Source organism: Streptomyces sp. McG3 (assembly GCF_018619185.1).
In the GTDB taxonomy this organism is placed as follows: Bacteria; Actinomycetota; Actinomycetes; order Streptomycetales; family Streptomycetaceae; genus Streptomyces.
In genome coordinates this window covers 1-11,071 of sequence record NZ_JAAXYC010000269.1, presented here as the reverse complement: position 1 = coordinate 11,071, position 11,071 = coordinate 1, and the positions used below count along the sequence as shown (strand labels likewise).

Genomic DNA, 11,071 nt, shown 5'->3' with positions numbered 1-11,071 from the left:
GCTCGGCCCGGGCGGGCGGCGGCCGGAGGGAGTTGGCCCTTCAGGGGGCCCCATTCGTTCGGGTCGGGCACCCCGGGCGGGAGCATCGCGCGACGCTTGGGACCGGTGTGGCCCTCTGCGGGCTCCCCCGGCTCCTTCGCCCCGGGCCAGGCCTTGGCGACGCGCGCGGCCAGGACGAAGTCCTTGCGCAGCGGGTGGCCCTCGAAGCCTTCCGGCAGGAGAAGCGGTACGAGGTGGGGGTGACCGTCGAACGCGACGCCGAACATCTCGTGCGTCTCGCGCTCGTGCCACGCGGCGCCCGCGTAGACATCGATGGCGCTGGGCAGGACCGCCGCGTCGTGCGGCACGGTCGTGCGGACCATCAGCCGCCGCACCGTACCCGTGCCCAGGGCCGCGACATGGGCGCAGACGCGGAAGCCCGTACCCGGTTCGTCCACGGCGCTGAGCCAGTCGAAGTAGCTGCACCCGAGCTCGTCGCGGGCGGTCCGCAGCGCGGTGAGCCAGGCGGCGGCGGGGACGTCGACGGTCAGCAGGTCGTACGCGGACTCCGCCGTGGCCTCGTCGCCGAACAGGTCGGTGACCGCGTGCGGCAGCCGGTCGTAGGCCTCGGCCGCGGATTCCGTGTGCTGGTCGCTGTCGCTCATCGCCCCTCTTCCTGTGTCGGGGCCGGTGCCGTCGGGGCCGGTGCCGTCGGCGCGGCCACCAGGCCGCTGCGCAGGGCATCGGTGGACGGGCCCCCGCCCGTGGCCCCGGTGGCGTACCGCTCGGCGAGGGATTCCCGCGCGATCTTCTCCTGGAGCTTGAGAATGCCCTGGAGCAGCGCCTCGGGCCGGGGCGGGCAGCCGGGTACGTACACATCGACGGGGATGATCTGGTCGACGCCCTTGGTCACGGAGTACGAGTCCCAGTAGGGGCCGCCGCAGTTGGAGCAGGCGCCGAAGGAGATGACGTACTTCGGTTCGGGCATCTGCTCGTAGAGCCGCTTCACGGCCGGGGCCATCTTGTCCGTCACCGTGCCGGACACGATCATGAGGTCGGCCTGACGGGGGCCGGGGGCGAACGGGATCACGCCGAGCCGGATGAAGTCGTGGCGCGCCATGGACGCGGCGATGAACTCGATGGCGCAGCAGGCGAGTCCGAAGTTGAAGACCCAGAGGCTGTAGCGGCGGCCCCAGTTGAGGACGACCTTCATGGGCTCCGGTGCGAGCCGGGAGAGCACGCCGAGGCGCTTCGGCTCGGGGAGGAGGACCGGATCGGACGGGGGCGAGGGCGGTGGCGCGGGCTGCTGCGACGCGGGGGTCGGCCGGCTCGTCAGGCCCATGCGAGGACGCCCTTCTTCCATGCGTAGAGCAGTCCCACGGCCAGGAAGCCGAGGAAGATGAACATTTCGACCAGGGTCGTCGCACCGTATCCGGGCGCCGCGAACACCGTGGCCCACGGGAACAGGAAGATGGAGTCGACGGCGAAGATCACGTACAGGAACGCGTAGACGTAGTAGCGGACCTGGGTGTGCGCCCAGCCCTCGCCGACCGGGTCGACGCCGCATTCGTAGGTGAGGAGCTTCTCCGGGGTGGGAACGACAGGGCGCAGCAGCCGTCCGGCCCCGAAGGCCACGGCGACGAACAGGACGCCGACCAGGGCGAGCAGGCCGATGACCGAATAGCTCTGGAAGTACTCCGAGGCGAGTGCGGTGGATCCGTCCACCGGAACGCGGGATACCCCGAACTCCCCGGACGGGCGGGATACCCCGGTCCCGCCCACCGCGTCCGCCACGCCGGTCACGTCCGTAACGTCGGTCACGTCCGCCCCTCGCTCCCTCGTCGTCCGCATCTGTCCCGTGTACCTGTTCTGTACGCACGGGAGTCTAGGGCCTGATAAACGGCGCGTAAGCAGCCGCGTCGGGCATCAGGTGGGGTTATCCCTACTTCACCCCACCCATGAGCCCCATGGTGTGCGCGGGTGCGGCCCGGCAGGCTGTGGGTATGACCATGAGCCCTTCCGTGCCGGATCCCGACCGGCTGCCGCCCGCCCGCTTCGCCCTCGACCGGTGGACCTGGCGGGAGGTCGCGTATCTGCTCGCCAATCTGCCGTTGTCCGTCGTCGGGTTCGTCTTCACGGTGGTCGTGATCGCTGTCGGCGCCGGGCTCTCCGTCACCGTGATCGGGCTGCCGCTGCTGGTCGGCGGGCTCCAGGGGTCGCGGCTGCTGGGCCGGATGGAGCGGTGGCGGGCGCGGCGGATGCTCGGCGTACGGGTCGAGGAGCCGAGTCCGCTGGCGCGCGGCCACCAGGGGCAGGGGTTCTTCGTCCGGCTGTGGGCGGGGCTCAAGGACCCGGTGGGCTGGCGGGCGTTGCTGTACGGGTTCATCCGACTTCCGTGGGGGGTGCTGACGTTCGCGGTGACGCTGGCGAGCCTTTTCGTCCTGTGGCCGGTGCTGCCGTTCATCACGAGGGGGTTGACGACGGTGGACCGGGCGATGGCGCGCGGGCTGCTGTCGCCCTCGGACGAGCTGGAGCGGCGCATCGCCGAGCTGGAGTCGGACCGGGGCGTGGTGGTGGACACCGCCGCCGCCGACCTCCGCCGCATCGAGCGCGACCTGCACGACGGCGCCCAGGCCCGCCTGGTCGCCCTCGCCATGGGGCTCGGCCTGGCGAAGGAGAAGCTCACCGACGACCCCGAGGCCGCGGCCCGCATGGTCGACGAGGCCCACGGCGAGATCAAGGTCGCCCTCCAGGAGCTGCGTGATCTGGCCCGCGGGATCCACCCCGCCGTCCTCACCGACCGGGGCCTGGACGCCGCGCTCTCCGCCATCGCCTCCCGGTGCACGGTTCCGGTCAAGGTGTCGGTGGGGCTTCGGGGGCGACCGGCGGAGGCCATCGAGGGCATCGCGTATTTCACCGTCTCGGAGCTGCTGCAGAACGTCAGCAAGCACAGCGGCGCGCGGTCCGCCACCGTCGATGTGTGGCGTTCGGCGGACCGGCTGATGCTCCAGGTCACGGACGACGGCGGGGGCGGGGCCCGGATGGGCGGCGGTACGGGCCTCGCGGGGCTCGCCGAGCGGCTCGACGCGGTCGACGGGGTGTTCGTCCTGGACTCGCCGGAGGGCGGGCCGACGACCGTCACCGCCGAGCTGCCCTGGCGCGACCGGTCCGCGGCGCGGCCGGCCGCCTGACCGCCCGATGCCCGGGGGTGGGGAAAACCCCCGGGCGGATACGGAGAGGGACCTCATGGTGCGGAAGGCCGCCGGCCAGGACCCTTGAGGGAGAACGGTCCGGGGTGACGGGCCGCCTCCGGCGCCATCGTGGCGCAGGCACCACGCACAAGCCCACTGCCCCACGCACAGCCCCCTGAGAGACTTCAGACAGAGACGGAACGGACGGGACTCATGGCCACGGCATACGGACCGGACACGCGGGACCGGCAGCATCAGGGTTCCGGCCCCAGCTTCGGGGCGAACACCCCAGCGAAGACCCCGGCGAAGCATTTCCTCCCGGCGCCGTTGCGTGCGCCGCTGGAGGCCCGTGCGTGGCGCGAGCTGCTCTACGCGCTGCTGAGCTTCCCGCTCGCCACGGCGGCGTTCGTCTTCGCGGTCACCATGACGTCGCTGAGCGCGGGCCTGCTGGTCACCTTCATCGGGATACCGGTCCTCGCCGCCGGTCTCGCCGTCTGCCGGGGCTTCGGTGCGCTGGAGCGGCACCGGGCGCGCGGGCTGCTGCGGGTGGAGGTCGCGGATCCGGAGCGGGTGCGGGGGAAGACCGGCGGCCCCTTGTCCTGGATGGGCGCGGTCCTCAAGAGCGGGGTGTCCTGGCGGCACCTGCTGTACACGCTGCTCCACTTCCCGTGGGCCACGTTCACGTTCGTCGTCGCGATCTCGTTCTGGACGTACGGACTGGCGGCGCTGACGTACCCGCTGTGGTTCTGGCTCTTCCCGGTGTTCGGGGGGCAGGACGGTCTCCAGCTGTACGGGGACCGCACCCACCAGGAGTACCTGGACTCGCCGGGCGAACTGGCGGTGACCGGGGCGGTGGGCCTGGCGCTCGTGCTGGTCGCGCCGTGGATCGTGCGGGGGCTGCTGTCGGTGGACCGGCTGATGGTCACGGGTCTGCTGGGGCCGTCCCGGCTGGCCACCCGGGTGTCCGAGCTGGAGTCGGACCGGGGCGTGGTGGTGGACACCGCCGCCGCCGACCTCCGCCGCATCGAGCGCGACCTGCACGACGGCGCCCAGGCCCGCCTGGTCGCCCTCGCCATGGATCTGGGTCTGGCGAAGGAGAAGCTCACCGACGACCCCGAGGCCGCGGCCCGCATGGTCGACGAGGCCCACGGCGAGGTGAAGGTGGCCCTTCAGGAGCTGCGTGATCTGGCCCGGGGGATCCACCCCGCCGTCCTCACCGACCGGGGCCTGGACGCCGCGCTCTCCGCGATAGCCTCCCGCTGCACCGTGCCCGTGACGGTCGAGGTGGACCTGGACTCGCGGCCCGCGCAGGCGATCGAGGGCATCGCGTACTTCACCGTCTCCGAGCTGCTCCAGAACATCAGCAAGCACGCCCGTGCGACCCGGGCCACGGTCGACGTGTGGCGGGCGGCCGACCGGCTGATGCTCCAGGTCACCGACAACGGCCGGGGCGGGGCGTCACCGGCCTCGGGCGGCGGCCTGGCGGGGCTGACGGAGCGGCTGGACGCCGTGGACGGGGTCCTCGTGGTCGACTCCCCGGCCGGCGGCCCGACGACGGTCACGGCCGAGCTGCCCTGGCGCGGCTGACCCCGAACGCGGCACCTCCCGCCTCTCCCTCCCCCCACTCTCCCCCGGTCGCCCCCTGGACTCCCCCGGACTCTCGCGCCCTCTCCTCGCGCCTCCCTGCTCCTCCCTCCCTGCTCCTCCCTGCTCCCACCTGCCGGGTCCCGGGAGCCCGGGAGCCCACTCCCACCCGTCATGTCCCTCCCCGCGCGCATACGCCCCTTCGCCCGGCCTCCTGGTCCGGCGACGGGGCGTTCGGCCGTGATTGCTGCGTACGCCCCTTCCCCCGGGCCTCCTGGTCCGGTGACGGGGCGTTCGGCCGCGACCGTCAGGGCGCACGACCGTGATCGTCCGGGCGCACGACCGGGACGGCCGTGATCGTCGGGCGCGCACAGCCGTGATCGTCCGGGGCATGCGGCCGTTCGTGCCCGGGGCGTGCGGGGCCGTGCTGCCGGTCCGTGTGGGTTATCCACAGGGCCCCCATCCGTGTCCGGGTCCTGGGATGCTTGTGCGGTCGGGGCGCGGTGCGCGGTGGTCGGGCGCGGTGCGTGCGGGGTCGCGGGGAACGCGGCATATTCGGAACAGTGGGGGACTCGCAGTCGTGGAGAACGTGGAGAACAGGGTGCGCGTGGTCATCGCCGAGGATTCGGTCCTGCTCCGGGAGGGGCTCACCCGTCTGCTCACCGATCTCGGGCACGACGTGGTGGCGGGGGTCGGGGACGCGGAGGCGCTGCTCAAGACCGTGGCGGACCTCGACGCCCAGCAGGAGCTTCCCGATGTGGTGGTCGCCGATGTGCGGATGCCGCCGACGCACACCGACGAGGGCGTGCGCGCGGCGGTGCGGCTGCGGAAGGACTACCCCGGCATCGGGGTGCTGGTCCTCTCCCAGTACGTGGAGGAGCAGTACGCCACCGAACTGCTGGCGGGCAGCAGCCGCGGGGTGGGGTATCTGCTGAAGGACCGGGTGGCCGAGGTCCGCGAGTTCGTGGACGCCGTCGTCCGGGTGGCGCAGGGCGGGACGGCGCTGGACCCCGAAGTAGTGGCGCAGTTGCTGGGCCGCAGCCGCAAGCAGGACGTGCTGGCCGGGCTGACGCCGCGCGAGCGGGAGGTCCTGGGGCTGATGGCCGAGGGCCGGACGAACTCCGCGGTCGCCCGCCAGCTCGTGGTGAGCGACGGGGCGGTCGAGAAGCACGTCAGCAACATCTTCCAGAAGCTGGGGCTCTCGCCCAGCGACGGGGACCACCGGCGCGTCCTCGCCGTGCTGACCTACCTGAATTCCTAGACATCTGACACCCTGGCGATCTGACACCACGTCAGATACTCGCGAGGACGGAACGCGCACCGCAGGCAGCCCTACGCCGGCCGACGCTCCCGGGGCGCTTCCGGAGCACCTCGGGGGCACTTCCGGAGCACCCCGGGAGCGCCCCGGGAGCATTGCGGGCATCGCGCGGGCCCGAGGGTGTCCGGCGGGGGCCGGACGGGCACCTCTGATCAAGAAAGGGTCGACCGAGGCCCAGGCGGCCGAGGGGGGGGCGGGGGAGGCCTAGGACAAAAGACTCAGGGAGAGGTCGTCTTCATCCCGCGATCGGGGGCTTGCAAAACGTGACAAACCTTACTCAAAGGGTGTCTCAAAACAGCGTCCACCATATGATCGGTCCCTGGGAGGCCACCTACGCGGACGTAGGGTGGCCTCTGGGATCGCCGGCTGGCCGGACGGTTCCGAACCGCCGCCCAAGGGAGGTCCAGTTCAGTGACGAGCCAGGTCAGTAGCGCGGCAGAGAAGGCCGAAGAGGCCAACGACGCCGTCCTCGGGGGTCAGCGAGCCCCCCTGTCAGGTACGACGGGAACCACGGGCGGCGACGGGAAGGAGATCCGTCGCCTGGACCGGGTGATCATCCGTTTCGCGGGCGACTCGGGTGACGGTATGCAGCTCACGGGTGACCGGTTCACCTCGGAGACCGCTTCCTTCGGCAACGATCTCTCCACGCTGCCGAACTTCCCGGCCGAGATCCGCGCCCCCGCAGGCACCCTGCCAGGGGTCTCTTCCTTCCAGTTGCACTTTGCCGATCATGACATTCTGACCCCGGGTGACGCCCCCAACGTCCTGGTCGCGATGAACCCGGCCGCGTTGAAGGCGAACATCGACGATGTTCCGCGCGGCGCGGAGATCATTGTGAACACCGACGAGTTCACGAAGCGTCCGATGGCGAAGGTGGGGTACGCGACCAGTCCGCTGGAGGACGGTTCGCTGGAGGCCTACAACGTTCACCCGGTGCCGTTGACGACGTTGACACTGGAGGCGTTGAAGGAGTTCGGGCTGCCCCGTAAGGAGGCGGAGCGGTCGAAGAACATGTTCGCGCTGGGTCTCCTGTCGTGGATGTACCACCGGCCGACCGAGGGCACGGAGACGTTCCTGCGGCAGAAGTTCGCGAAGAAGCCGCAGATCGCCGAGGCGAACGTGGCGGCCTTCCGGGCGGGGTGGAATTTCGGTGAGACGACCGAGGACTTCGCGGTCTCGTACGAGGTCGCCCCGGCCTCGCAGGCCTTCCCCACCGGCACCTACCGCAACATCTCGGGGAACCTCGCCCTGTCCTACGGGCTGATCGCGGCCGGGCAGCTGGCGGAGCTGCCGCTGTATCTGGGGTCGTATCCGATCACTCCGGCGTCGGACATCCTGCATGAGCTGTCGCGGCACAAGAACTTCGGTGTGCGGACGTTCCAGGCGGAGGACGAGATCGCCGGAATCGGTGCGGCGCTGGGCGCGGCGTTCGGCGGGGCGCTGGGCATCACGACCACGTCCGGCCCCGGGGTGGCGCTGAAGTCGGAGACGATCGGCCTCGCGGTCTCCCTGGAGCTGCCGCTGCTGATCATCGACATCCAGCGGGGCGGGCCGTCGACCGGGCTGCCGACCAAGACCGAGCAGGCCGATCTGCTGCAGGCCATGTTCGGCAGGAACGGTGAGGCCCCGGTTCCGATCGTGGCTCCGCGGACTCCGGCCGACTGCTTCGACGCCGCGATCGAAGCGGCCCGGATCGCCCTGACCTACCGCACCCCGGTCTTCCTGCTCTCCGACGGCTACCTCGCCAACGGCTCCGAGCCGTGGCGGATCCCGGAGACGTCGACCCTGCCCGACCTGAAGACCCCCTTCGCCACCGGCCCGAACCACACGCTGGAGGACGGGACGGAGGTGTTCTGGCCCTACAAGCGCGACCCGCAGACTCTGGCCCGCCCGTGGGCGGTCCCCGGGACGGCCGGCCTGGAGCACCGGATCGGCGGGATCGAGAAGCAGAACGGCACGGGCAACATCTCCTACGACCCGGCCAACCACGACTTCATGGTCCGCACCCGCCAGGCCAAGATCGACGGCATCGAGGTCCCCGACCTCCAGGTCGACGACCCCGCCGGGGCCCGCACCCTGGTGCTCGGCTGGGGATCGACGTACGGGCCGATCACCGCGGCGGTGCGCCGGCTGCGGGCCGCGGGGGCGCCCATCGCCCAGGCCCACCTGCGCCATCTCAACCCCTTCCCGAAGAATCTCGGCGAGGTGCTGAAGCGCTACGACAAGGTCGTCGTCCCGGAGATGAACCTCGGCCAGCTCGCCATGCTGCTCAGGGCGAAGTATCTGGTGGACGCCCACAGCTACAACCAGGTCAACGGAATGCCGTTCAAGGCCGAGCAGCTCGCCACGGCCCTCAAGGAGGCCATCGATGCCTGACACCGAGGAACTGCACCACAACGACCTGCTGCAGCTGGTGCCCAAGGCCGAGGCGAAGCAGTCCATGAAGGACTTCAAGTCCGACCAGGAAGTCCGCTGGTGCCCCGGCTGCGGCGACTACGCGGTGCTCGCCGCCGTCCAGGGGTTCATGCCGGAGCTGGGCCTCGCGAAGGAGAACATCACCTTCGTCTCGGGAATCGGCTGCTCCTCCCGCTTCCCGTACTACATGAACACCTACGGGATGCACTCCATCCACGGCCGCGCCCCCTCCATCGCGACCGGACTCGCCACCTCGCGGCGTGACCTGTCGGTCTGGGTCGTCACCGGCGACGGCGACGCCCTCTCCATCGGCGGCAACCACCTCATCCACGCCCTGCGCCGCAACGTCAACCTCAAGATCCTGCTCTTCAACAACCGGATCTACGGGCTGACGAAGGGCCAGTACAGCCCCACCTCCGAGCTGGGCAAGATCACCAAATCGACGCCGATGGGGTCGCTCGACGCGCCCTTCAATCCGGTGTCCCTCGCCATCGGCGCGGAGGCGACGTTCGTGGCGCGCACGGTCGACTCCGACCGTAAGCACCTCACGAGCGTGCTGCGCGCGGCCGCCGAGCACTCGGGCACGGCGCTGGTGGAGATCTACCAGAACTGCAACATCTTCAACGACGGCGCTTTCGAGGTCCTCAAGGACAAGGAACAGGCCGCCGAGGCCGTCATCCGCCTCGAACACGGTCAGCCGATCCTCTTCGGCTCCCAGGAGCCCAAGGGCGTCGTGCGCGATCCGGCCACCGGCGATCTGTCGGTCGTGGCCGTCACGGAGGAGAACCGCTCGCAGGTCCTCGTCCACGACGCCCACGCGGAATCGCCGACGACGGCGTTCGCACTGTCCCGGATCGCCGACGCGGACACCCTGCACCACACCCCCATCGGGGTGCTGCGCAGCGTCGAACGGCCCGTCTACGACACGCTGATGTCCGACCAGCTCGACGCCGCCGTCGAGCAGAACGGCAAGGGCGACCTCGGCTCGCTCCTCGCCGGCAACGACACCTGGACCGTCGTCGGCTGAGGCCGGGCGAGGACCGTACGCGCACCGCCCGGGGCCCGGGCCCGATCCCTCACGGGGTCAGGCCCGGGCCCCGTCGTATGCCTCGCGTGCCGCCTGCACCGCGCCCACCTGGTGTTCGGTCCAGCGGGCGAGCGCCCAGACCTGTTCGGCGGCCTCGATGCCGAGCGGGGTGAGCGTGTAGTCCACCCGCGGCGGGATCACCGGCTTCGCGTCCCGGTGGACGAAGCCGTCGCGCTCCAGGGTCCGGAGCGTCTGGGCCAGCATCTTCTCGCTGACCCCGCCCACCGCGCGGCGCAGTTCGCTGAAGCGGTACGAACGCTCCAGCAGCGCCGCCAGTACGAGGACGCCCCAGCGGCTCGTCACGTGCTCCAGGATCAGCCGGGACGGGCACATGGGCTGGTTGACGTCCCAGGCCAGGAGAGAGGACAGGGCCGCACCACGGCCTTCACCCGAACGACCCGGCCGATCGGGACGCTCCGGCTGATCCGGCCGATCCGGATGAGGAAACTCCGCACTCTCTGTCATGCCAGTACCTTACTTCAAAGTGGGTACTTTCCCATGGTTAGCGCTACCCGTAGGGTCGTAACCGAAGCACAGAAGCGGACCGAACCACCGAAACCGCATCATCGAACCACCGAATCGGAGCCCCCTCATGAGCATCGTTGTCACCGGAGCCACTGGCGCACTCGGCCGCCTCGTCGTCGACGCCCTGCTGGCCGAGGTCCCGGCCGGCGAGGTCGTCGCGGTCGTGCGCGACAAGGAGAAGGCCGCCGCGCTCGCCGCCCGGGGCGTGGAGCTGCGCATCGCGGACTACGACCGCCCCGAATCCCTCGCCGGAGTCTTCCGGTCCGGCGACCGGGTGCTGCTGATCTCCGGCAGCGAGGTGGGCAAGCGGGTGGCGCAGCACGCCGCGGTCGTCGACGCGGCGAAGGCGGCGGGCGTCGCCCAGCTCGCGTACACCGGCGTGCTCGGCGGGCCCGACGCGGACTTCACGCTGGCCGACGAGCACAAGGCCACCGAGCGGCTGATCCTCGACTCCGGGCTGCCGTACACGTTCCTGCGCAACGGCTGGTACACCGAGAACTACACCGCCAACCTGGCCCCGGTCCTGGAGCACCGCGCGGTGCTCGCCAACGCGGGCGAGGGCCGTGTCGCCTCCGCCTCCCGGGCCGACTACGCCGCCGCCGCGGCCGCCGTGCTGACCGGCGACGGCCACCTGAACACCGCCTACGAGCTGAGCGGCGACACCGCCTGGCCGCTGGCCTCGTACGCCGCACTGCTGTCCGAGCTGACCGGCGAGGAGATCACGTACAAGAACGTCCCGGCCGCCGCGCACCAAGAGGTCCTGGTCGGTGCCGGACTGCCCGAGGGTTTCGCCGCGATCCTCGTGGACGTGGACGAGGCGATCGGACGGGGACGGCTCGCGGGGACGAGCGGCGACCTCGCCCGGCTCATCGGCCGCCCGACGACGCCCCTCGCCGAAACCGTGCGCGCCGCCCTGCCCACCACCTGACCCGCAACGCGCCCCTGAGCACCGCCTGCCCCGCGACGCACCCC

General features: G+C 71.1%; 10 protein-coding genes. 6 read left to right on the top strand and 4 right to left on the bottom strand.

Annotation, left to right across the window (positions count from 1 at the left end):
• The 3 genes from HET64_RS30500 to HET64_RS30490 all read right to left on the bottom strand — a co-directional run.
• Nucleotides 1–644 (bottom strand): NADH-quinone oxidoreductase subunit C (locus HET64_RS30500; protein ID WP_215110380.1); only part of this gene is annotated, 644 nt, incomplete at its 3' end.
• Nucleotides 641–1,321 (bottom strand): NADH-quinone oxidoreductase subunit B, encoded by a 681-nt coding sequence (locus HET64_RS30495; RefSeq protein ID WP_215110379.1) that lies wholly within the window; start codon nucleotides 1,319–1,321, stop codon nucleotides 641–643. The genes HET64_RS30500 and HET64_RS30495, both read right to left, overlap by 4 nt.
• Nucleotides 1,312–1,800 (bottom strand): NADH-quinone oxidoreductase subunit A, encoded by a 489-nt coding sequence (locus HET64_RS30490; protein WP_308370406.1) that lies wholly within the window; start codon nucleotides 1,798–1,800, stop codon nucleotides 1,312–1,314. Before HET64_RS30490 ends, HET64_RS30495 begins: the two co-directional genes overlap by 10 nt.
• 182 nt (nucleotides 1,801–1,982) lie before the next feature.
• Here HET64_RS30490 and HET64_RS30485 point away from each other — a divergent pair, with 182 nt between their 5' ends.
• The 5 genes from HET64_RS30485 (at nucleotide 1,983) to HET64_RS30465 (ending at nucleotide 9,514) form a co-directional block, all read left to right on the top strand.
• Nucleotides 1,983–3,170: a sensor histidine kinase gene (locus HET64_RS30485; RefSeq protein ID WP_215110378.1), complete on the top strand. Its 1,188-nt coding sequence runs from the start codon at nucleotides 1,983–1,985 to the stop codon at nucleotides 3,168–3,170.
• Nucleotides 3,171–3,383: 213 nt separating this feature from the next.
• A complete protein-coding gene (locus HET64_RS30480) occupies nucleotides 3,384–4,757 on the top strand; it encodes a sensor histidine kinase (protein ID WP_215110377.1) in 1,374 nt (457 codons plus the stop codon).
• 598 nt (nucleotides 4,758–5,355) lie between these two features.
• Entirely contained in the window at nucleotides 5,356–6,015 is a 660-nt protein-coding gene (locus HET64_RS30475; RefSeq protein WP_215110382.1) for a response regulator transcription factor, read from the top strand.
• A gap of 468 nt (nucleotides 6,016–6,483) precedes the next feature.
• The gene (locus HET64_RS30470; protein ID WP_215110376.1) at nucleotides 6,484–8,448 is read left to right on the top strand and encodes a 2-oxoacid:acceptor oxidoreductase subunit alpha; all 1,965 of its coding nucleotides are present in this window, start codon (nucleotides 6,484–6,486) and stop codon (nucleotides 8,446–8,448) included.
• The gene (locus HET64_RS30465) at nucleotides 8,441–9,514 is read left to right on the top strand and encodes a 2-oxoacid:ferredoxin oxidoreductase subunit beta (protein WP_215110375.1); all 1,074 of its coding nucleotides are present in this window, start codon (nucleotides 8,441–8,443) and stop codon (nucleotides 9,512–9,514) included. The genes HET64_RS30470 and HET64_RS30465 overlap by 8 nt, the downstream gene beginning before the upstream one ends.
• Before the next feature lie 57 nt (nucleotides 9,515–9,571).
• Here HET64_RS30465 and HET64_RS30460 read toward each other — a convergent pair whose 3' ends face one another.
• Nucleotides 9,572–9,907, bottom strand: a complete 336-nt coding sequence (locus tag HET64_RS30460; RefSeq protein WP_215110381.1) for a helix-turn-helix domain-containing protein — start codon at nucleotides 9,905–9,907, stop codon at nucleotides 9,572–9,574.
• A gap of 259 nt (nucleotides 9,908–10,166) precedes the next feature.
• Between HET64_RS30460 and HET64_RS30455 the strand changes: the two genes are divergently transcribed.
• Nucleotides 10,167–11,027, top strand: coding sequence for an NmrA family NAD(P)-binding protein (locus HET64_RS30455; protein ID WP_215110374.1), 861 nt, complete (start codon nucleotides 10,167–10,169; stop codon nucleotides 11,025–11,027).
• Nucleotides 11,028–11,071 lie beyond the last annotated feature (44 nt).

Coding starts and splice junctions, on each gene's coding strand:
- HET64_RS30495 (WP_215110379.1), bottom strand. CDS start 1,321: ATGGGCCTGACGAGCCGGCCGACCCCCGCGTCGCAGCAGCCCGCGCCA.
- HET64_RS30460 (WP_215110381.1), bottom strand. CDS start 9,907: ATGTGCCCGTCCCGGCTGATCCTGGAGCACGTGACGAGCCGCTGGGGC.
- HET64_RS30485 (WP_215110378.1), top strand. CDS start 1,983: ATGACCATGAGCCCTTCCGTGCCGGATCCCGACCGGCTGCCGCCCGCC.
- HET64_RS30480 (WP_215110377.1), top strand. CDS start 3,384: ATGGCCACGGCATACGGACCGGACACGCGGGACCGGCAGCATCAGGGT.
- HET64_RS30465 (WP_215110375.1), top strand. CDS start 8,441: ATGCCTGACACCGAGGAACTGCACCACAACGACCTGCTGCAGCTGGTG.
- HET64_RS30455 (WP_215110374.1), top strand. CDS start 10,167: ATGAGCATCGTTGTCACCGGAGCCACTGGCGCACTCGGCCGCCTCGTC.